The sequence below is a fragment of the Sphingomonas sp. PAMC 26617 genome (assembly GCF_000242835.1).
Classification (GTDB): Bacteria; Pseudomonadota; Alphaproteobacteria; order Sphingomonadales; family Sphingomonadaceae; genus Sphingomonas.
Genome location: NZ_JH594425.1, coordinates 2768278 through 2787242 on the forward strand (window position 1 = coordinate 2768278; position 18965 = coordinate 2787242).

At 66.4% G+C, this 18965-nt stretch carries 24 protein-coding genes and 1 tRNA gene; 13 read left to right on the forward strand and 12 right to left on the reverse strand.

From position 1 onward, the window contains the following. Positions 1-71: 71 nt before the first annotated feature. From RH91_RS12240 to RH91_RS12250, 3 genes are all read right to left on the reverse strand, one after another. Entirely contained in the window at positions 72-1358 is a 1287-nt protein-coding gene (locus tag RH91_RS12240) for a homoserine dehydrogenase (protein WP_010163063.1), read from the reverse strand. Between the two features lie 96 nt (positions 1359-1454). Continuing rightward, positions 1455-2408: an isopenicillin N synthase family dioxygenase gene (locus RH91_RS12245; protein ID WP_010163064.1), complete on the reverse strand. Its 954-nt coding sequence runs from the start codon at positions 2406-2408 to the stop codon at positions 1455-1457. A gap of 111 nt (positions 2409-2519) precedes the next feature. Continuing rightward, complete coding sequence (locus RH91_RS12250; protein WP_010163065.1) at positions 2520-2936, reverse strand: DUF3597 domain-containing protein; 417 nt, start codon at positions 2934-2936, stop codon at positions 2520-2522. 126 nt (positions 2937-3062) lie between these two features. Here RH91_RS12250 and RH91_RS12255 point away from each other — a divergent pair, with 126 nt between their 5' ends. The 3 genes from RH91_RS12255 to RH91_RS12265 all read left to right on the forward strand — a co-directional run bounded on the left by RH91_RS12255 (position 3063) and on the right by RH91_RS12265 (position 5578). After that, positions 3063-4295, forward strand: coding sequence for a multidrug effflux MFS transporter (locus RH91_RS12255; protein WP_037478741.1), 1233 nt, complete (start codon positions 3063-3065; stop codon positions 4293-4295). A 96-nt stretch (positions 4296-4391) separates the two neighbouring features. Continuing rightward, the gene (locus RH91_RS12260) at positions 4392-4742 is read left to right on the forward strand and encodes a DNA primase (protein WP_170318353.1); all 351 of its coding nucleotides are present in this window, start codon (positions 4392-4394) and stop codon (positions 4740-4742) included. Positions 4743-4882: 140 nt separating this feature from the next. Further along, complete coding sequence (locus RH91_RS12265; RefSeq protein WP_010163068.1) at positions 4883-5578, forward strand: hypothetical protein; 696 nt, start codon at positions 4883-4885, stop codon at positions 5576-5578. A 27-nt stretch (positions 5579-5605) separates the two neighbouring features. Here the strand turns inward: RH91_RS12265 and RH91_RS12270 are convergent, their stop codons facing one another. Beyond that, positions 5606-5812, reverse strand: coding sequence for a hypothetical protein (locus RH91_RS12270; RefSeq protein ID WP_010163069.1), 207 nt, complete (start codon positions 5810-5812; stop codon positions 5606-5608). 61 nt (positions 5813-5873) lie between these two features. Next, the gene (locus tag RH91_RS22845; RefSeq protein ID WP_198283255.1) at positions 5874-6050 is read right to left on the reverse strand and encodes a hypothetical protein; all 177 of its coding nucleotides are present in this window, start codon (positions 6048-6050) and stop codon (positions 5874-5876) included. A gap of 71 nt (positions 6051-6121) precedes the next feature. Here RH91_RS22845 and RH91_RS12275 point away from each other — a divergent pair, with 71 nt between their 5' ends. Further along, positions 6122-6829, forward strand: a complete 708-nt coding sequence (locus RH91_RS12275) for a Crp/Fnr family transcriptional regulator (protein ID WP_010163070.1) — start codon at positions 6122-6124, stop codon at positions 6827-6829. 231 nt (positions 6830-7060) lie between these two features. Here RH91_RS12275 and RH91_RS12280 read toward each other — a convergent pair whose 3' ends face one another. Continuing rightward, positions 7061-7741 carry an RBBP9/YdeN family alpha/beta hydrolase gene (locus RH91_RS12280; protein ID WP_029623823.1) on the reverse strand — a complete coding sequence of 227 codons (681 nt, stop codon included), beginning with the start codon at positions 7739-7741 and terminating at the stop codon, positions 7061-7063. Positions 7742-8026: 285 nt separating this feature from the next. Between RH91_RS12280 and RH91_RS12285 the strand changes: the two genes are divergently transcribed. From RH91_RS12285 to proC, 5 genes are all read left to right on the forward strand, one after another. Next, positions 8027-8815 (forward strand): TlyA family RNA methyltransferase, encoded by a 789-nt coding sequence (locus RH91_RS12285; RefSeq protein WP_051116687.1) that lies wholly within the window; start codon positions 8027-8029, stop codon positions 8813-8815. Between the two features lie 61 nt (positions 8816-8876). Next, positions 8877-9458 carry a tryptophan-rich sensory protein gene (locus RH91_RS12290; protein WP_010163073.1) on the forward strand — a complete coding sequence of 194 codons (582 nt, stop codon included), beginning with the start codon at positions 8877-8879 and terminating at the stop codon, positions 9456-9458. A 19-nt stretch (positions 9459-9477) separates the two neighbouring features. After that, on the forward strand, positions 9478-9780 hold the full coding sequence (locus RH91_RS12295) for an accessory factor UbiK family protein (protein WP_010163074.1): 303 nt from the start codon (positions 9478-9480) through the stop codon (positions 9778-9780). A gap of 108 nt (positions 9781-9888) precedes the next feature. Beyond that, positions 9889-10389, forward strand: a complete 501-nt coding sequence (locus RH91_RS12300; RefSeq protein ID WP_029623825.1) for a YbjN domain-containing protein — start codon at positions 9889-9891, stop codon at positions 10387-10389. Positions 10390-10393: 4 nt separating this feature from the next. Next, positions 10394-11200 (forward strand): pyrroline-5-carboxylate reductase, encoded by an 807-nt coding sequence (gene proC / locus RH91_RS12305; RefSeq protein ID WP_010163077.1) that lies wholly within the window; start codon positions 10394-10396, stop codon positions 11198-11200. A gap of 19 nt (positions 11201-11219) precedes the next feature. Here proC and RH91_RS12310 read toward each other — a convergent pair whose 3' ends face one another. Then, positions 11220-11708, reverse strand: coding sequence for a MarR family transcriptional regulator (locus RH91_RS12310; protein WP_010163078.1), 489 nt, complete (start codon positions 11706-11708; stop codon positions 11220-11222). Between the two features lie 72 nt (positions 11709-11780). On the opposite strand from RH91_RS12310, the gene RH91_RS12315 reads away from it, so the two are divergent. The 3 genes from RH91_RS12315 (at position 11781) to RH91_RS12325 (ending at position 14381) form a co-directional block, all read left to right on the forward strand. Beyond that, positions 11781-12920: a branched-chain amino acid aminotransferase gene (locus RH91_RS12315; RefSeq protein WP_010163079.1), complete on the forward strand. Its 1140-nt coding sequence runs from the start codon at positions 11781-11783 to the stop codon at positions 12918-12920. Between the two features lie 65 nt (positions 12921-12985). Continuing rightward, positions 12986-13060 (forward strand) — tRNA-Gln (locus RH91_RS12320). Positions 13061-13820: 760 nt separating this feature from the next. Further along, positions 13821-14381 (forward strand): HD domain-containing protein, encoded by a 561-nt coding sequence (locus tag RH91_RS12325; protein ID WP_010163080.1) that lies wholly within the window; start codon positions 13821-13823, stop codon positions 14379-14381. Positions 14382-14499: 118 nt separating this feature from the next. Here the strand turns inward: RH91_RS12325 and RH91_RS12330 are convergent, their stop codons facing one another. Together RH91_RS12330 and RH91_RS12335 are read right to left on the reverse strand one after the other, a co-directional pair. Continuing rightward, positions 14500-15894, reverse strand: coding sequence for an MFS transporter (locus tag RH91_RS12330; RefSeq protein ID WP_010163081.1), 1395 nt, complete (start codon positions 15892-15894; stop codon positions 14500-14502). Positions 15895-15936: 42 nt separating this feature from the next. Continuing rightward, positions 15937-16428 carry a pyridoxamine 5'-phosphate oxidase family protein gene (locus RH91_RS12335; RefSeq protein WP_010163082.1) on the reverse strand — a complete coding sequence of 164 codons (492 nt, stop codon included), beginning with the start codon at positions 16426-16428 and terminating at the stop codon, positions 15937-15939. Between the two features lie 161 nt (positions 16429-16589). On the opposite strand from RH91_RS12335, the gene RH91_RS12340 reads away from it, so the two are divergent. Next, on the forward strand, positions 16590-16934 hold the full coding sequence (locus tag RH91_RS12340; RefSeq protein WP_010163084.1) for a hypothetical protein: 345 nt from the start codon (positions 16590-16592) through the stop codon (positions 16932-16934). Positions 16935-17054: 120 nt separating this feature from the next. Here the strand turns inward: RH91_RS12340 and RH91_RS12345 are convergent, their stop codons facing one another. The 3 genes from RH91_RS12345 to RH91_RS12355 form a co-directional block, all read right to left on the reverse strand. Continuing rightward, positions 17055-18023 carry a phosphatase PAP2 family protein gene (locus RH91_RS12345; protein ID WP_010163085.1) on the reverse strand — a complete coding sequence of 323 codons (969 nt, stop codon included), beginning with the start codon at positions 18021-18023 and terminating at the stop codon, positions 17055-17057. 167 nt (positions 18024-18190) lie between these two features. Then, positions 18191-18466, reverse strand: a complete 276-nt coding sequence (locus tag RH91_RS12350) for a hypothetical protein (protein ID WP_010163086.1) — start codon at positions 18464-18466, stop codon at positions 18191-18193. 126 nt (positions 18467-18592) lie between these two features. Then, the gene (locus tag RH91_RS12355) at positions 18593-18943 is read right to left on the reverse strand and encodes a DUF3147 family protein (RefSeq protein ID WP_029623827.1); all 351 of its coding nucleotides are present in this window, start codon (positions 18941-18943) and stop codon (positions 18593-18595) included. Positions 18944-18965 lie beyond the last annotated feature (22 nt).

The following is an 18965-nucleotide window of genomic DNA, read 5'->3' on the forward strand; positions in this document are numbered from 1 at the left end:
TGCCTCGCAGAGAGCTTAGTTCTGCTGCACGGCCCCACCCCAACCCCTCCCCTGAAGGGGAGGGGCTTAGATTACCCCAGGATATGCATCCACAACGGCTGCCCGACCAGGCTCTGCGACCCGCGCAACCGCTCCAGCGCCTGCGCCACCGCGCGTTCCGGCCCCTCGTGCGTGACGATCGCGACAAGCACCGATCCGTCCGCCATCGCGCCACGCTGCATCAGGCTCTCGATCGACACCCCCGCATCGCGCATCGCCGCCGCGATCTCCGCCAGCACGCCGACCCGGTCGGCGACGGTGAAGCGCACATACGCCCGCCCGCGCCGGTCGCCGGTGTCGGCGGCGGTCTGCTGCGTCAGCGCATCCGCCGGCATCGCGAACGCCGGGCCGAATTCGCCGCGCGCAATGTCGATCAGGTCCGCCACCACCGCGCTCGCGGTCGGGCCGTCGCCTGCGCCCGCACCCTGGAACAGCAGCCGCCCGACGAAATTGCCTTCCGCCACCACCGCATTGGTCGCCCCGGTGACATGCGCAAGCGGATGGCTGACCGGCACGAGATGCGGATGCACCCGCTGGAACAACCCGGCCTCGTCCGCCTCGGCGACGGCCAGCAGCCGCACCCGATACCCGAGCGCCGCCGCCTCCGCGATATCGGCGGCGAGTACGTGGCGGATCCCGCTCGCGGCGACATCGGCGAAAGCGGGCTGCGTCCCGAATGCAAGGCTCGCGAGCAGCGACAATTTGTGCGCGGCATCGACCCCGTCGATATCGAAGCTCGGGTCTGCCTCGGCGAACCCGAGTGCCTGCGCCTCGGCGAGCACCTCGGCGAAGTCGCGGCCCTCGGCTTCCATTTTCGACAGGATGAAATTGCACGTCCCGTTGAGAACGCCATAAACCCGCTCGATCACGTTGGCGGCAGCGCCTTCGCGCAGCCCCTTGATCACCGGCACGCCACCCGCGACCGCTGCCTCGAACTTGAGCGCGACCTGCGCGCCTTCCGCGAGCCGCGCCAGCTCGAGCCCGTGGTGCGCGAGCATCGCCTTGTTCGCGGTGACGAAGCTCTTGCCCGCCCCGAGCGTCGCGCGCGCGAGCGTCAGCGCGGGGCCATCCGACCCGCCGACCAGCTCGACCACCACGTCCGCGCCCGACTGCGCGAGCGACGTCGTGTCGTCGACCCACTGGAAGCGCTCGATGTCGACGCCGCGGTCCTTCGACCGGTCGCGCGCCGACACGGCGACGATCTCGATCGGCCGCCCGGCGCGCCGCGCGATCAGCGCGCCATTGGCGTCGAGCAGGCGGATCACGCCAGCGCCGACCGTGCCGAGCCCGGCGAGCGCGATGCGAAGTGGTTCGGTCATTGTTGCGGTCCCCCGTCCCCCCGGCAACGCGCCGGGGCTGTCATGGCGGACCCGCTAGCGGAGGATTAGACCGCGGAACAACCCCGAAACGACAGATTATTTCTTGATAAGCCCGATCTCGACCAGCCGCTCGTACAGATAGTCATGCGCGGTGATCGGGGTCGGATAGCGGTTCGGGTTCTCCGCGGTGATCGTCGCGGGCAGCGTCTCGATCAGGAAGTCGGGGGCGGGATGGAGGAAGAACGGCATCGAATAGCGTGAATGCCCGCGCCGCTCGACCGGCGGGTTTACGACGCGGTGAGTCGTCGAGGGAAGAACATGGTTGGTCAACCGTTGCAACATGTCGCCGACGTTGACGACCATCGCGCCTTCGGGCGGCTTGATCGCGAGCCAGTTGCCGTCCTTGTCGAGCAGTTCGAGCCCCGCTTCCTCGGCCCCGAGCAGCAGCGTGATGAGGTTGATGTCCTCATGCGCCCCGGCGCGCACCCCCGGCGCATCGGTGGGGATCGGCGGATAGTGCAGCAGGCGCAGCACCGAATTGCCGTCCTTTACGGCAGGGTCGAACCAGTCGGGCGCGAGCCCGAGATGCCGCGCGATCGCCGACAGCAGCCGGTCGCCGGCGGTGTCGAACGCGGCGAACAGCTCGATGAAGGTTTCGCGAAAGCCCTCGGGCTGGTCGGGCCAGACGTTGGGGGACATCTGTTCCTCGAAGCGATGGCCCTTGGCCAGCTCGCGCCCGACGTGCCAGAATTCCTTCAGGTCGACGTGAGTCGCGCCCTTGGCGATCTCGGTCTTGAACGGCGTGTAGCCACGCGCGCCGCCACCGCCTGCGCTGAAATACTGTCGCTTGGTTTCCTCGGGCAGCGCGAAGAACGCCTCGGTCATCGCCCAGGCGCGCGCGATCAGGTCTGCGGGGACGCCGTGATCGGACACGACCGCAAAGCCGAACCGCTCGAACGAACCGCCAAGCGCCGCGGCGAAAGCGGCGGGATCGCCTGCTTCGTCGGCAAGCGAAAGGGCGGGAACCTGTGCGGCGGGGGAATCAGACATGGGGTAGGGTCCATCAGACGAGAGATGGCGCGCTCTACCGCCAAACCGTCGTGCGGGACAATCGCGCCGTGCGGGGCCCGGTCCGTGATCGGACCGGGCCCGCGGATCAGATCAGTTCGCCAGTTCGGCCGGCACCTTGCCGCCGGACTGCGCGAGCTTCGCCATCACCTGCTTGTGCAGCCAGATGTTCATCGACGCGCTGTCGTTGGTGTCGCCGGTGAACCCGAGTTCCTTGGCGAGCTCGAGCCGGTTGGCATGGCTCGAATCGAGATCGAGGACCTTCATCAGGTCGACGATCGACGTGCGCCAGTTGAGGTCCTGTCCCTTGGCGGCCGCCTTCTGGGTCAGCACGGCCTCGACATCGACGGGGGCTGCCGGTGCTGGCGCCGCGGCGGCGGGGGCGGGGGTGCCCGGGTCGGATGGCGTGTTCATCTGCGGCATGTTCGGCGACGACGGCGCGGCCTCGACGGGCGCAGCCTTGTGACCCCAGATCGCGTCCTTGATCCTGCTGAAAATGCTCATCGTCATGGTCCTCTTGTGGTGATGGGACCGGAATGCACTGCGTCGGGGTCCGTTCCGCCTCCAAACCGGACGCTACGGCAAATTGTTGAATTGCGGCGTGACCTGTGCGGCGTGCTGGGGCATTGGCGCGCCATGTCCGATCGTGTTGTTCCCACCGAAAGGCTCGACGGCCCACCGATCCGGCTCGTCGAGTTCGTGCCCCTCGTTGCCGCGCTCATGGCGCTTGGCGCCCTTGGCATCGACTCGATGCTGCCCGCGCTGCCCGATATCGCGCGTCGCCTCGGGGTCGACGCGATCCTCGACGGGCCGTTGATCCTCACCGTATTCGTCGTCGGGCTCGGGATCGGGCAGTTGATCCACGGGCCGCTGACGGATCGCTTCGGGCGGCGCCCGGTGCTGATCGGCGGGCTGATCTGCTACGCGCTGGGCAATCTCCTGGCGGGTCTCGCGAGCAGCTTCGCGCTCCTGCTGATCGTGCGATTCATCACCGGTCTGGCGATCGCCTCGAGCCGGGTGGTGACGATCGCGCTGATCCGCGATTGCTTCTCGGGTCGCGCGATGGCGCAGGTGACGAGCCTTGCGTTCATGGTGTTCATGGCGGTGCCGATCATCGCGCCGAGCTTCGGGCAGGCGGTGCTGCTGGTCGGATCGTGGCGGCTGATCTTCGAGGTGATCGCCGGCGCGGCGCTCGCCTGCCTGATCTGGTTCGCCGCGCGCATGCCCGAGACGCTTCCGCGCGACCGGCATATCCCGCTGTCGCTGCTGACGATGGCGCGCGGCTGGAAGACGACGCTGACCGACCGCTATTCGCTCGGCTATACCGCCGCCGCGATGATCGCGCAGGGGGCGATCTTCGGCTATCTCAGTTCGATCCAGCCGATCATGGAACACGTCTTCCATCGCCCGGCGTGGCTCGGCGCGGTGTTCGCGGCGTCGGCGGGGACGATGGCGGTCGCCAATCTGCTCAATTCGCGGATCGTGATGCGGATCGGGATGCGGCGGATTTCGCAGACCGCGCTCGTCGTCATGATCCTCTCCTCGGGCACCGGCCTGCTGGTCGGGCGGATGGGGGACGAGCCGCTGCTCGTGTTCGTCGTGCTGCAGGCGATCACCATGGCGTGCTTCGGCCTCGCGACGTCGAACATGTCAGCGATGGCGATGGAAAACATGGGTTCGATCGCGGGGACCGCGTCGAGCGTGCAGGGGTTCTTCGGAATCACGATCGGCGGGCTGATCGGCTGGGCGATCGGGCGCAGCTTCGACGGGACGACTGTCCCGCTGCACGCGGGCTTCCTCGTCGCGGGCGTAATCGGGATCGTGATCGCGGCGATCGTCGAGCGTGGGCGTTTGTTTCGACCGAGTTGACCTATTCCGTGCTTCGATGCGGAACCGATCCAATCCTGCTAGGTTCGCATCTGCAGCCGCCCCCCGCATCGGGCCGGGGCGGCCGGGAGACACGACATGAGCATTGGTGGCCATCAAGTGCCCGGCGAAGGCTCGGGCGACGACGGATTCGATGAAGAAGGCTATGACGAGAGCCAGCGTGCGGAGATCCTCGAGGTCACGCGCGACGGACCGACCGACGGGACGATCCTGACCGATCTCAACCCCGACATCACGTCCAAGAGTGACGACGATGATGAGGATGAGGACGACCTCGACATGGACTCGGAAGACGTCGGCGAGGAAGACGACGATGCCGACATGGACGAGGACGATCTCGACGAGGACGACGTCCAGGACGATGTCGACGACGACGATGTCGAGGAAGACGAACTGACCGATCGCGACGACGCAGCGCTGCGGCCGTGATGGCGGGCGGCGGGCCGGGGTACCGGTCCGCTGCCAGTCCCGGCCCGGTACGCCGGGCCAATCGCGCGAGGGAACGGCGCGGGCCGATCTTCGTTAGCCAAGCCCCCGCCGATCCCATTCCCTGTCAGTCGAGCCTGTATATGACGCGCACCCTGCTTTTGTCCGTATCCCTGCTGGTGTTGGCGGGCTGTGCCGAGAGCGAGCCGGTGACCAACACCCCGGTCGACATCAATGCCGCCGCGATCGACGCGCAGGATGCGATCGACGCTTATGGCGACAATGCGTTCGGCAATGACGATGCCGAGGTCAATCCGGCCGGTGGTGCCGACATCAACAAGACCGACGACGAAGCCCCCGACAACCGGCTGTCCCCGCTCAACCCGCTTGCGCCCGGAACTCCGGGAGGACTCTCCGACGACCGGACGCCGGTTTCCGAGGCAAGCTTCACGCCCGACAGCGCGCAGGGCGCGGCAAATGTCGTGCAGACCTATTACGCGCTGCTCGGCGCGCGCAAGTTCGGGGAGGCGCGTGCGCTGTGGCGCCCGGGTAGCGCGGCGGCGGGACGTGACCTTGCGGCCTTCACCGCGAGCTTCGATCGGTACAGCGAATATCACGCCAATATCGGCGCCCCCGGGCGGATCGATCCGGGCGCAGGACAGCGCTTCGTGACCGTGCCGGTGCAGGTCTATGCTAGGATCAAGGCAGACCGCGCGCCGAGCTACGAGATCGGCAGCGTGACCCTCCACCGCGTCGCCGACGTGGACGGTGCGACCGCGGAACAGCGGCAATGGAAGATCGACGCGATCGCGCTCAAGCCGACCCGTGCGACGCGGTAGGGCGCGTCCATCCGTCCGCCGCCGCGATCAGTCGTTGCGCATGGCGCTGGCGAGCAGCGCCAGATCCTGCGCCTTAACCGGTTCGCCGGCAGCATCATGGAATGTCCCGGGTGCCTCGTTGACCCGATGCGCCTTGTCAGGCGCGAAACCGACCGTATCGACCGCGGTCCATATGATGCCCCCGGCCCATAACAGCGCCGACCATCGGCTCAGGAACAGTTTGCGGAACGGCATGCGGACACTCTGGCCGCCAGACCGTGAAGATCCGGCGAGGGTACATCGTTAACGCCGGTGTCTAGTCGCGGTCTTCCGTGTCGCTTTCGGCGTCACGCGCGGCCTCGCGCAGGCGTTCGGCCGATTTGCGCGCAGCGTCTGGCGTGAAGCTTTCGGCCAGTCCTTCCGGTCCATCGAGCAGCACCTCGCCGCCCTCGGCCACGACGTCCATCGGTTTGGAGTGCGGATCTTTTGGCATTACGGACGTCTCCCTCTGGACAGAACGTCGGCATACCGGCCATGTTCCGGGGAAGGGGATTGATCACCAGCATGTATATCGATCTGTTTTTAAAGAAGCATCGCACGCCGGTGCTGTCTGCGGAGGAAGTCGCTGCAATCGAAGCGGCGGCAATCCGCACGACGAGCTATGCCACGCGGCAGATCTTCATCCGGCAACAGACCCCGCTGACGCAATGCACGCTGCTGCTCGAAGGGTTCGTCGAGCGCTTCAAGGACACGCCCGAGGGCCGGCGGCAGATCCTCGCGATCCACGTGCCTGGCGATTTCGTCGATCTCCACAGCTATCCGCTCAAGCGGCTCGAACATTCGGTCGCGGCGTTGACCGATATTCGTGTCGCGCTGTTTCCCCATGCCGAAGTTCGCGCGTTGACGGAGAAATCCGCGACGATCACCGAATTGTTGTGGAAGTCTACGATGATCGACGCCGCGATCAACCGCGAATGGATCGTCTCGGTCGGCGCGCGCGGCGCCGCGGTGCGGCTAGCGCATCTGTTCTGCGAACTGTTCGTGCGGCTGGAGCGGATCGGCCATGCCTCGGGCAACAGCTTCGCGATGCCGCTGACGCAGGTCGATCTCGCCGACGCGACCGGCCTGACCGCGGTCCACGCCAACCGGATGTTGCGGCAGTTGCGCGAGGACGGGCTCGTCACCTTCCGGCAGGGGGTCGCCGAAATCCTCGACTGGCCACGGCTGCGCGCCTTCGCCGAGTTCGACCCGGCGTATCTGTTTCTGGACTGATGCCGCGAACGCCGGGGCCCATCAGCGAGGGACGACGCAACGGAGCGCAACGCCCGGAGATACTAGCGTTTCGCTCCTGGGCCCCGGCCTTCGCCGGGGAAGCAACGAAAGGGAGAAGCTCACCCCCGCCCGATCGGAGCCGAACAGAACCTGCCGTTTTCCGTGCGTGTAACCCTGGGCTCCGGCTTTCGCCGACGAACAACCGGACCGCCGGCTCAACCGGCGTCCGGACTATCGCCCGGCATGCGGCAGGTAATGCGTCTGCGCCGCATCGGTCGCGTTGATCGCGAGGATCGAGCGCGCCTCGCTTTGCGGGAGCGGTCGCCCGTGCCGGTCCACCGCCGCGCCGATCACGCGGTCGAGCAATTCCTGCCCTTCCTGCCACCAGCCGATCCCGCTCGCGGCATTGAGATGCCCCTGCGCGCCCGCATCGACGAAATGGCTGCCCCAGCCGACCGCAAGGCTGTGCGCGCGCTCGATCGCGATCCACGGATCGTCGCGGCTGGCGACGACCAGCGAGGGGAAGGGGAGCGGCGTCGTCGGGGTCGGCCCGAACGACGCGAGTTCGGCCTGCGCGCCCGGACGGTCGACATCCGCCGGTGCGACCAGCAGCGCGCCCGCGACCGGCCAGCCATAAGGCTGCCGCGTCATCTCCGCCCACCACGCGACCGCGAGGCAGCCGAGGCTGTGCGCCGCCAGCACGACCGGCGCCTTCGCCTGCCGGATCGCCTGGTCGAGCTTGGTCACCCAGGCGTTGCGATGCGGGGTGTTCCACATGCCGAGTTCGACGCGGACCGTATCGGGTCGCGCGGATTCCCATAAGGTCTGCCAGTGCGACGGGCCCGAGCCACCGAGGCCGGGGACCGTCAGGATGGTCGGCTGCACGGGTTCGAAACTTGAGAAGCTACCCATCGATGCTCTCCCATTTGAGAATGGGAGACGTGACCGCCCGTGCTCTAGGGGGACGCCGCGCGGCCACGCCTCCCGGTCTCGAAAGCTATTCCTACTGGAACGGTAGGCAATAGACCTGCGCTGAATCGAAGGCCGGATGCGCCGGCCTGAAAAGACGGTTTCGACGCGTCGCGGATTTGCGTGGTTCGGGCGGACGGGGCGATCGGCGACTCGCCGCGCTTGGGGTCGGGCGCGAAGCTTGATAGGGGGTGGCGATGCCCGAATTGCCCTGCCAGCCGACCCCGCATGCCCAAGCTTAGAGCAGACCAGTTGCTGGTCGATCGCGGCCTCGCCGAAAGCCGGACGCGCGCGCAGGCGCTGATCATGGCGGGGCTGGTGTTCCTGGGCGACCGCAAGATCGACAAGCCGGGGCAGGCGGTGGCGGACGACGTCCTGCTCGACGTGCGCGGGCGCGATCATCCCTGGGTGTCGCGCGGCGGGATCAAGCTGGCGCACGGGCTCGAGGCGACCGGCTGGGACGTGACCGGGGCGGTCGCGATCGATGTCGGCTCGTCGACCGGCGGGTTTACCGACGTGCTGCTTCAGCGCGGTGCGGCGCGCGTCTATGCGGTCGACAGCGGGACCAACCAGCTCGCGTGGAAGCTCCGGCAGGACGACCGCGTGATCGTCCACGAGCAGACGAGCGCGCGGATCCTGACCGCGGCGCACATCCCTGAACCGGTCGACCTGATCGTCTGCGACGCGAGCTTCATCGGGCTCGCCAAGGTGCTCGACGTGCCGATGCGCTTCGCCAAGCCCGACGCGCGGTTGCTCGCGCTGATCAAGCCGCAGTTCGAGGCGGGGCGCGGCGAAGTCGGCAAGGGCGGGGTGGTGCGCGATCCCGCGATCCACGCGCGAGTGTGCGACGAAGTGTCGGCGTGGGTCACGGGCAAGGGGTGGCGTGTCGTGACGCTGGTCGAAAGCCCGATCACCGGGCCGGAAGGCAATATCGAGTTCCTGATCGGGGCCGTTCGCGCGGACGCTGCGCCCGCGACGGCAAATAATCCCGACTCCGCCGGGGGAGTTCTCCTATAGCGGCGGCGGGGGAAGGTTCGCGCCGCCATCGGCGCGCGGATCGATAAAGCGGAACAAGGGAGTGCGCGGAATGGCGACGAACATGGCTGGCGGCATCGCATCACGGGAACAGCTTCGCGCGTCGTTCCTGCGCTGGACCGCGGTGACGATCCCCGGAATGCTGCTGCTCGGCTTCGGCGCGGCGCGACTGTCGCCGACCGGCAGCGAAAACCGCTGGTATGCCGCGCTCAACAAGCCTGCTTACAATCCGCCCGACTGGGTATTCCCGGTCGCCTGGTCGCTGCTCTACGTCGTTCTCGGCGTCGCGCTCGCGATGATCCTCAACGCGCGCGGCGCGCGGTTGCGGACCCCGGCGGTGATCGTGTTCTTCGGACAGCTCGTGCTCAACCTTGCCTGGTCGCCGCTGTTTTTCGGTCTGCATCAGGTGGTTGTCGCGCTCGTGCTGGTCGGGCTTATGTTCGGCGTGACGATGCTGATGACGATCGTCTTCTCGCAGGTGCGCGGGCTGGCGGCGGTGCTGCTGGTGCCCTATCTTGTGTGGCTGCTGTTCGCGGCGTATCTCAACTATGAGATTCTGGCGCTCAACCCGGGGGTGGAAACCCTTGCACCGGGTTCGACGACAACCCAGATCAGAGCCAGATAGTTCGATTGGACCCTTCCGCATGCAAGCCGACAACAAGATTTTCGACGATTTCGCCAAGCTCCTCAACGGCGCGGCCGGCACGCTCGCAGGCGTCGGGCGCGAGGCGGAAGCCGGTGCGCGGGCGCGGGCGCGCGAGTGGATCGGCGGGCTCGACTTCGTCTCGCGCGACGAGTTCGAAGTGGTGAAGGCGATGGCGGTCGCCGCCCGCGACGAGGCCGATGCGCTGCGCGCGCGGCTCGATGCACTCGAAGCCAAGGGTTCGTCGGCGTCTTCGTCGTCTTCCGCCGCTGCCTTCACCTCGCCCCCCGAAACCGGAGTCTGACCTCATTTTATCCACAGCTAATTCGACGCGCATGTTCCCCTGCCGCTTGTATCGCCGCGCCGAAGCGGCCACGCTTGCTTGCGTAAAGCGGACGGGAGGCTCCGAATGATGTTGGATGAAGCCGATTTCGACCGCGACGATGCCGCGCCGATCGACATGCTCGAAAGCTATTTCGCAGCGCATGGCTGGGATTACGAGCGGCAGGACGATGAGGTCATCGCCAAGGTCAAGGGCAGTTGGGCGCAATATGAACTGCGCGCGCTGTGGCGCGACGAGGATGGCGTCATCCAGTTCCTGGCATTCCCCGACATCAAGGTCGCCGACGACAAGCGCGCCGCGATGTATGAGGCGATCGGGCTGATCAACGAGCAATTGTGGGTCGGTCATTTCGAGCTTTGGTCGTCGAGCGGGATCCTGCTCTACCGCCACGCCGCGATGATCGACGGCGATGGCGGCACGCTGTCGCTGGGTTCGGCCGAACTGATGGTCGAAAGCGCGATCGACGAGTGCGAGCGCTTCTACCCGGTGTTCCAGTTCATCCTGTGGGGCGGCAAGACGCCCAAGGACGCGCTCGCCGCCGCGATGACCGAAACCCAGGGCGAAGCCTGACCCCGTGACCGACGCGAGCATCGGCCGTATCTGGATGATCGGATGCGGCACCATGGGCGGGGCAATGCTGCGGCGCTGGATCGACAGCGGCGTGGTGGACGCGCGCACCGTGGATGTCGTCAACCGGTCGGACCGCGCGTTGCCGGACGGGGTCCGGCAGGCGCGCGACCTGCCTGACGGTGCGCTTCCCGATCTCGTGATCCTGGCGATGAAGCCGCAACAGCTCGACGAGATCGCGGCGCGGTTTGCGGGGCGCATTGCCGGCGTACCGATCTTGCTGTCGATCCTTGCCGGCGTGGAGGAAGATGCGCTGGCGAACCGGTTTTCGGCTGACGCGATCGTTCGCGCGATGCCCAATCTGCCGGTTGCGATCGGGAAGGGCGTCGTTGCGCTCGACGGCGCTGGCACGGACGTCGCGGCGCGGGCCAGCGTCGAGCAGCTGATGCAACCGCTCGGTCTGGTCGAATGGGTCGCGCCCGCGCAGTTCGACGCGGTCACCGCGCTGGCCGGGAGCGGTCCGGCCTTTCTCTATCGCTTCATCGATTCGCTTGCCCGTGCGGGCGTCGCGCAGGGGCTTCCCGCCGATCAGGCGCAGCGGCTCGCGCTGGCGATGGTCGAGGGGGCAGGGCTGCTGGCTGCGGCGGCCGACGTCGACCCGGCTACGCTAGCGGACCGCGTGGCGAGCCCGGGTGGATCGACCCGCAAGGGGCTCGACGTCCTCGATGCGGACGGCGCGTTGGATAACGTGCTGCGCGATACGATTGCCGCTGCGACCCGCCGCAATGCCGAGATGGCGGCCGCGGCGCGCTGACCGCGCGCGGACCCGAACGCTAGTCCTGCGGCCCCGACAACCGCGCGAGATCCTCCTCGCCGATCATCCCCTCGAGGACCGACCAGAATCCGGTCACGGCGCTCTGCCCGGCCCGCGCATAGGCGCGCGACCAATGCTGCCGCACCATCTCGAACAACTCCTGCTCGAGCGCCGACCCGGCGGTCGACAGCCGCAGCAATCGTTGCCGCCGGTCCCGCTCGCCAACGCGCGTCTCGACCAGGTCGCGATCGACCAGTTCGTTGAGCACGCGCCCGAGCGATTGCTTGGTAATGCCCAGCAAGCTCAGCAGCGCGCTCACCGTAAGATCCGGATGCCGCGCGATGAAGTACATCGCGCGATGATGCGCGCGGCCAAGCCCCATCTCGCTCAGTCGCACCTCGGTGGAGCGAGCGAGCGTGCTCTGGGCGAAGTAGAGCAATTCCATGCCGCGCCGAATTTCGGGTTCACGGAGGAAGAGCGGCGAAGCAGAGGCGATTGCGGTTGCCATTGTTGACCGCGTTTGACGCGTCCCGTACACCCCTTCAACCCCCAAATTGTCGCAATATGTCGCAAGGATATCATGCCGAACACCGTTACGCTCGCCGGCGGTCAGCCTGCCGATCCCGCATTGTCCGAGACACCCGTCTTCGCGTTTGAGCCGAACGCCGCGCCGCTCGCCGCGAACGAGCGCGCCGCGCAGCTCGTCAATCCGGGCTTCGGCCGGGTCTTCACCGATCATATGGTGACGATCCGCTACAGCGAGGCGGAGGGCTGGCACGACGCGAAGATCACCGCGCGCGCGCCGTTCACGATGGATAGCGCGTCCGCGGTGCTGCATTACGCGCAGGAGATCTTCGAGGGGATGAAGGCGTATCGCCTTCCTGACGGCGGTGCCGCACTGTTCCGCCCGACCGCCAATGCCGCGCGGTTCCGCTCCTCGGCCGAGCGGATGGCGATGGTCCCGCTGCCCGAGGACCTGTTCGTCGAGTCGGTCCGCACGCTCGTGCGGCAGGAAGCCGACTGGATCCCCGATATCGACGGCGGCGCGCTGTACCTGCGCCCGTTCATGATCGCGAGCGAGGTGTTCCTCGGGGTGAAGCCGTCGACCGAATATCTCTACGCGGTGATCGCCTCGTCGGTCGGCGCCTATTTCAAAGGCGGCGCGCCCGCGGTGACGCTGTGGGTCTCGCAGGACTATACCCGCGCCGCGCCCGGCGGGACGGGCGCCGCGAAATGCGGCGGCAATTACGCGTCCAGCCTGATCGCGCAGGCCGAGGCGACCCGCCAGGGTTGCGATCAGGTGCTGTTCCTCGACGCGGTCGAGCGGCGCTGGATCGAGGAACTCGGCGGCATGAACATCTTCTTCGTGTTCGACGACGGCAGGCTGCAGACCCCGCCGCTGACCGGCACGATCCTCCCCGGCATCACGCGCGATTCGCTGATCACGCTCGCGCGCGACATGGGGCTGACGGTGCGCGAGGAGCCCTATGCGATCGACCAGTGCCGCGCAGATGCGGCAAGCGGCCGGCTGCGCGAGGCGTTCGCCTGCGGGACCGCGGCGGTGGTGACGCCGATCGGGACGATGAGGCTGGCCGACGGCGGGTTCGACATCGGCGACGGCGGCGCGGGGGAGACCACGCTGCGGCTTCGCCAGGCGCTGATCGACCTCCAGCGCGGCATCGCCCCCGATCCGCACGGCTGGCTCGAGCGCGTCGTCTGAGCGGCGCACGCATTTTTTAGGTTTGCAACGGGGCACGCGCAGCTTAAAGGCCTGCGCTCCCGGATTGGGGCGTCGCCAAGTGGTAAGGCAGCGGCTTTTGATGCCGCCATTCGCAGGTTCGAACCCTGCCGCCCCAGCCAATTTCCAGAAAAACCAACAGTCATAGCGCCGGGCAAGCTGAGTCCATCGTGGCGGTGAACCACTTTGCCCCGCTAACTCGGTCGGCGAATACCCTACGCCGGCCACGGCCACGATCTCCACGCTCGGGTATGAGAGTGCGGTCTGTCCTGAGGGTCTTGCCACCATGATCGAAGCCCACGTCGAGCGTATGCGCGATGCCCGTGTGTTGCCCTGATCGTGCAGGCCCGGCCTTGTCGGGCAGGCGTATCGGGAGTGCTCGAACAGATAGATATCACTGACGTTTATCTGACGAAGCTTTCGTGAAGCAGGGTAAAGATACTGCGATTACATGATTCGTGATCATTTCGCGATAAATATCTGCAGTCCAGCATGACTTAAACATATTTCGACAAGCATTGCGCAACACGGTAGTTGTTGGCATATCGGCAACAACTGGTCAATTTAATCACGAGCGCTATCAGACGTTTTACCTTAGAGACATTGATAGGGGAGTCGTCGTTTCGGAGCATCTGTACGCCACGTCGCCGAGATCATGTCCATGCCACAGTCGACCAGCGGCATAATGACCGGCGGACGCTCGGCGCACGCGGTAACCGACATCATGAGATCTTCGAGCCGACGGCATTGCGATATGGTTCGTCGCAATCGATCGCGACTACGGCAGGTTCTTGGGTCGTCACGTGGGGGGGCACCCTGCTTTTGGTAATGACGGGTGGAATGGTTGCCGCGAGCGCCCGTAGCTTCACAAAGGGAGAGACCATGCTGACCGATCGCTTCGATGAGGCGCTGGCCTATGCCAGCAAGTTGCATCGCGACCAGCGGCGCAAGGGGACCGACGTTCCCTATGTGGCGCACCTGCTCGGCGTCGCATCGATCGCGCTGGAGAATGGCGCGGACGAGGATCAGGCGATCGCGGCACTTCTGCATGATGCGGTCGAGGATCAGGGTGGCGCACCCCAACTGGCGGTGATCAGGGCAACGTTCGGCGACCACGTCGCCGAGATCGTCGACCATTGTACCGATTTCGAAACCGAGCCGAAACCACCGTGGCGTACGCGGAAAGAAGCGTATCTTGCCAGCCTGGCGCACAAGCCGGTCGCGTCGCTGCAGGTCAGCCTTGCGGACAAGACGCATAATGCACGCGCGATCGTCGCCGATCTCGCGGTGCATGGCGACGCGCTGTGGCAACGCTTCACCGGCGGCAAGGATGGGTCGCTGTGGTATTACGAGGCCTTGGCAAAGGCCTTCCGCGCCCGCATTCCCGGGCCGGCGACCGATCGACTGGCGGCACTGGTCGACGAAATGCGGCGGCTCGCCTGACGCTGCCGTAGGTCGCGCAGGGTGGCGCTGTCGAACCCGGTGTTCTCCAACTTCGACCCGAACTTCTGAAGAGGCCGGGCCTCCCGTGCCGCACCGACGCGAGGGCAGGCCCGGTGCTTTACCGCACCGGGCTAGCCGGCTGAACATCTGCGGATTCCTCGGTTTTCGGCATCCGGATCGATGGGCGGAGCCGGGCGAGGCTGCACAGGCCCGCGACGAAGGCGAGCCCCGCCGCCACCAGCGGCGGGGTCGCGCCGCCGCCCATCCCGAGCGCGAGCAACGCCGCGACCAGCGTCGCGCCGGTCGTCTGGCCGAGCAGGCGCGTGGTCGAGACGAGGCCGCCCGCCGCCGCCGCGCGCTCGCGTGGGGCACTGCCGATGATGAGGCGCGCGTTGGGGGGCAGGAACGTCCCGAACCCGGCACCGCACAACGCCATCCGCCATGCGACGTCGAGGTCGCTGGGATGCGCCGGCATATCGGCGATCAGCACCAGCGCGACGATCGAGATCGCCATGCCGATCCCGCCCAGAAGACCGGCCGGGATCCGGCTCGACAGCCAGCCCGACAAGGGTGCGACGACGATGTTGGTCAGCGGCCAGGGTGCCATCAGCAGCCCCATCTCGGTCGGCGTAAAGCCGAACTCGCTCTGCAGCCGGAAGGGCATCGAGATGATCAGCGTCATCGAGGCGATGAACGCGGTGTAGGCGCCGATGACCGACAGCCGCAGCACCGGCCGCGCGAGAAGATCGATCGGCAGGATCGGGTCCCGCTCGCCCCGCTCGCGCCGCACGAACAGCACGCCGACCACGACCCCGGTCAGCACGATCGCCGCCGATACCACCGGACTGTCGCCATGCACCCCGCTCTCGAGCCCGCCGATGATCAGCCCGAACATCGCCGCGCACATGACCGCGCCGACCACGTCGAACGGCGTGTCGCGGGGCGGTGTGTCGGGTAGCGCGCGGCCGAGCAACAGCGAGCCGATCGCGAACGGCACCGCGCTCGCGAACACCCACGGCCAGGGCGCTATTCCCAGGATGAACCCCCCGAGCGACGGCGCGAGCGCCGCGCCTGCCGAGACGATCGCGGAATTGATCCCAAGCCCGCTGCCGAGCTGCTTCGCGGGATAGGTCGAGCGGATCAGCGCCGAGGAAACACTCAGCGCCGCCGCCGCGCCGATTGCCTGCGCGGCGCGCACGATCAGCAGGAACGGCAGGCTTTTCGCGAAGAAGCAAAGCAACGTCGCTACCGTGAAGACGAGCTGACCGATCTGGTACATCCGCTTGAGCCCGATCCGCTCGCCCAGTCCGGCGAAAGGCAGCAGCAGCATGACCAGCATCAACTGGTAGATCGTCACCACCGACACGACCGAGGACCGGTCTACCCCGAGATCGCGCGCGATCGTCGGGAGCGCGATGTTGGCGACGCCTCCGTCGATGATGATGAGCGCCGTACCGAGGCACAGCGTCGCAATCGCGGCGTAGCGCCGGGGAAGGGGAAGGCCGTCGGTCATGGCAGCATCATGCGCCGCGCATGGCGGAAACAGGGTGCGCGTTCAATCGAGCGTTACCTTGGCGACCTTGTCCTTGTAATCTTCCTTGGGGTCGATCCCGAGCAGCATCTTGACCCCGGCGATCATGCTCGAGGCATCGACCCAGATTTGCGCTTGGTCCGGGTCGAGCCGGATCAGCTGGAGCTTGGGGTCGTCCTTCCCGCCCTCGAACCAGGCCGCCACGAAGCGATTCCACAACCGGTCGATCAATGCCCTATCATCGTCGAGCGACAGCGTGCCGTGGACCGCCGCGAAGAGATCGTTGCCCTTCGACGCGAACGTCGCGACCGCCCGTGCGCCGGGCTTCAGATCGGCGACGAGTTCGGTTTCCTTGGAGGTAAAGAAGTAGATCGGGCCGCGATCCTCGTCGCTATCAAGCTGGGCGGTCATCGGGCGCGTATGCCCTTCGTCGACCCCGTCGAGCCCGAGCATCATCGTCATGTCGGAACGCAATGCCTTCCAGAATTTGTGCTCGATCTCTGCCTGGTCGGTCATCACTGTCTCCTGTGGCCGTGCAACGGGCGGTTGCAGCGTGGGGTTCCTCAGCCACACGATCGACCGGATTGATGAGCCGCGAAAACACGGTTCGGCGTGGATCCGACGCGACGGATCGAACGTTACTTGCTGCACCGCACCATTTTTGGTACAACGTTGTCATGAAATATCCCGACGAACAGGGCGAAGCTGCAATGCCTACCGGACCCACGCCGACGGTCTTCGAGGCGATCGTCCGCAAGAAGTGCCTGAGCGCGACGTATAACAAGATGCACATCGTGCTCGCGCCGCACATCATCTATACCCGCCATGACGAACTGTACGTCGACGGCGTCGTGCTGGAACGCGACGGCAAGCCGCCGAAGGAGTTCAAGGTCGGCACCTTCAAGCTGATCGGGCTGGTGGACCTTGGTCTCGTCGACCGCAATTTTCAGGTGAGCGAACTGTTCTCACCGACCGATCCGAAATATGCCGACACGGCGCTGATGGCGGTCGAACACGCCTGAGGCGGCCGACCGCTTCCACGCCGCTTCGCGCGCGGCCGCGGTGCTTCGTCTGTTCGTTTCGTATGATTTCGAGGAACCGGGCATAACGCACGCTTCTCGAAACGGTTGACTTCAACTGTTTCAGGCGTGGCCCGGCAGACGCCGACGCACCATTGTGACCAGGAGCACCGCCACGATCGCCACGCTGGCGCCCGCCAGCATGTCGGCGAGGTAATGCGTGCCCTCGACCGGCGTAGCGACCAGCATCGCGAGATTGACCAGCAGGATCGGCTTGCGGATCCGCGCGAACGGCCACGCCGCGGCAATATACAGGACTGCGCTGGCGGTGTGGAAGCTTGGTGCCTCGACCAGCCCGCGCAGGTTCCCCAGATCGACCTCGCGCAGGACATGGCTTCGCAGCAACGGCAGCAACTGTGATTCGTAGAGGCCGCTCTCGGTCTGATAGGGAGCAGGTCCGTGCCACAAAGTCGCGAACGGTCCGTATGCCGGCCAGAAGCTGAACAGCACCAGCGCGAGCACCGCGGCGACCCAGAAGCTCGCGATCAAACCTCGCGCGGCCGCACGCTTGTCCGCCCAGGCACAATAACCGAGGATCAGCGCGGGGCTGACGTAAATGCTTTGATACGCCGCGGTCCCGAGGATCTGCAGCGCGCGATGATCGGCCACGACCTGATACCAGGCAAGCCAGTCGAAATGGAGCGCGACGTCGATCTGCTGGAGCAGGGGGTCGATCGTGCCGCTGGTTTCCGCGCCGATCGGATAGGTCGCTACCGCCCCGGTCAACGATATGGCGGTGAACAGACCAAAGGTTTCGGCGATATCGCGCGCAACGCGCTGTGCCGCGCTGCGGGGTGTGCGCAGGAAATACCGGAGGCTTGCCGCCAGCGTGAACACCCCTGCGAACACCAGCGTGCTCGGAGCGCGCGGGTCGATCGTCAGCCCGGTGTCGGTCATCAGCGCAACGAGGCACGCCAGACTCGCCGCGAAACCGATCGCCAGCCAACGTCCTGGAATCAGGCCCGTCTGCGATCGCCCGACGGGATAGACGGGGGCGGGCGGGGCGAAGGGGAAGACGACCGAGTTGAACAAATATGCTGCGCCTGGATTGGACGATCGACCCGATCGTCGCAGGATAGGGCGCTGATACCCTGATCTACCCTCTCCATGGCGTGAAGACTTTATGACGTAAAGGTTACATTCGCCCGACTACGCCAGTCGGAGCCGGAGGGGCGCTGGAGCGCCCCTCCGGAAACGGGTCAGCGGCAGATCTGGACGCGACGATGGTTGCGCCAGTCGGTCCGGCAGTTGCGGCCACGGTTGTTATAGCCGTTGTGGCGGCCGTGATAGCGATTGTCATAGCGACGATCGCCACGACGATCGCCACGGAAATCGCGATGATCGCCACGTCGGTCGTCGAAGCGACGATCGTGATGGCCGCCGCGGTCGCCGCGATAGTCCTGCGCCGAAGCGGAGGTCGAAAGACCGATCCCGGCGATCAGGCTTGCAGCGGCGAGAATGTGGGCGATCTTCATGATGAGTCCTTTCGGCCCGGCGATCGGGCTTGTGACGGTTATGCAGTGCTGGCCGGTTATGCTTGCTGAACGTATCCGACAGCGCACGTACACTTTGAGAGCGGGATGGTTGCGCGGACCGGGATTCTAGAGGGCGATGCCAAGGCGCGGTGCGAGCGCGACGAGTGCGGTGTACAGGACGATCGTCAGCGCGCAGCCGACCCCGAGCGTCAGCCAGAAGCCGGCGCCGTGGCGCAGCAGCACCGGCATCACCACGAACATCGGCAGCGACGGCAGGATGTACCAGAAGGTCGCGCCGATATGCGCGGCCATGTTGCCGGTGTCGGGCTTTTCGCCCCACAGCCAGATCATCCCCAGCACCGATACCAACGGAAGCGACGCGACCAGCGCGCCGAACCCCGGATACCGCTTGGCCAGCGTCGATGCGGCGGCGATAAGGATGCCGGAGATGAGGGCTTTGAGCGCGAGGAACAGCATCGTGCCGCTATGCCGCCCATCG

Coding starts and splice junctions, on each gene's coding strand:
- RH91_RS12240 (WP_010163063.1), bottom strand. CDS start 1,358: ATGACCGAACCACTTCGCATCGCGCTCGCCGGGCTCGGCACGGTCGGC.
- RH91_RS12245 (WP_010163064.1), bottom strand. CDS start 2,408: ATGTCTGATTCCCCCGCCGCACAGGTTCCCGCCCTTTCGCTTGCCGAC.
- RH91_RS12250 (WP_010163065.1), bottom strand. CDS start 2,936: ATGACGATGAGCATTTTCAGCAGGATCAAGGACGCGATCTGGGGTCAC.
- RH91_RS12255 (WP_037478741.1), top strand. CDS start 3,063: ATGTCCGATCGTGTTGTTCCCACCGAAAGGCTCGACGGCCCACCGATC.
- RH91_RS12260 (WP_170318353.1), top strand. CDS start 4,392: ATGAGCATTGGTGGCCATCAAGTGCCCGGCGAAGGCTCGGGCGACGAC.
- RH91_RS12265 (WP_010163068.1), top strand. CDS start 4,883: ATGACGCGCACCCTGCTTTTGTCCGTATCCCTGCTGGTGTTGGCGGGC.
- RH91_RS12270 (WP_010163069.1), bottom strand. CDS start 5,812: ATGCCGTTCCGCAAACTGTTCCTGAGCCGATGGTCGGCGCTGTTATGG.
- RH91_RS22845 (WP_198283255.1), bottom strand. CDS start 6,050: ATGCCAAAAGATCCGCACTCCAAACCGATGGACGTCGTGGCCGAGGGC.
- RH91_RS12275 (WP_010163070.1), top strand. CDS start 6,122: ATGTATATCGATCTGTTTTTAAAGAAGCATCGCACGCCGGTGCTGTCT.
- RH91_RS12280 (WP_029623823.1), bottom strand. CDS start 7,741: ATGGGTAGCTTCTCAAGTTTCGAACCCGTGCAGCCGACCATCCTGACG.
- RH91_RS12285 (WP_051116687.1), top strand. CDS start 8,027: ATGCCCAAGCTTAGAGCAGACCAGTTGCTGGTCGATCGCGGCCTCGCC.
- RH91_RS12295 (WP_010163074.1), top strand. CDS start 9,478: ATGCAAGCCGACAACAAGATTTTCGACGATTTCGCCAAGCTCCTCAAC.
- RH91_RS12300 (WP_029623825.1), top strand. CDS start 9,889: ATGTTGGATGAAGCCGATTTCGACCGCGACGATGCCGCGCCGATCGAC.
- RH91_RS12310 (WP_010163078.1), bottom strand. CDS start 11,708: ATGGCAACCGCAATCGCCTCTGCTTCGCCGCTCTTCCTCCGTGAACCC.
- RH91_RS12315 (WP_010163079.1), top strand. CDS start 11,781: ATGCCGAACACCGTTACGCTCGCCGGCGGTCAGCCTGCCGATCCCGCA.
- RH91_RS12325 (WP_010163080.1), top strand. CDS start 13,821: ATGCTGACCGATCGCTTCGATGAGGCGCTGGCCTATGCCAGCAAGTTG.
- RH91_RS12330 (WP_010163081.1), bottom strand. CDS start 15,894: ATGACCGACGGCCTTCCCCTTCCCCGGCGCTACGCCGCGATTGCGACG.
- RH91_RS12335 (WP_010163082.1), bottom strand. CDS start 16,428: ATGACCGACCAGGCAGAGATCGAGCACAAATTCTGGAAGGCATTGCGT.
- RH91_RS12340 (WP_010163084.1), top strand. CDS start 16,590: ATGAAATATCCCGACGAACAGGGCGAAGCTGCAATGCCTACCGGACCC.
- RH91_RS12350 (WP_010163086.1), bottom strand. CDS start 18,466: ATGAAGATCGCCCACATTCTCGCCGCTGCAAGCCTGATCGCCGGGATC.
- RH91_RS12355 (WP_029623827.1), bottom strand. CDS start 18,943: ATGCTGTTCCTCGCGCTCAAAGCCCTCATCTCCGGCATCCTTATCGCC.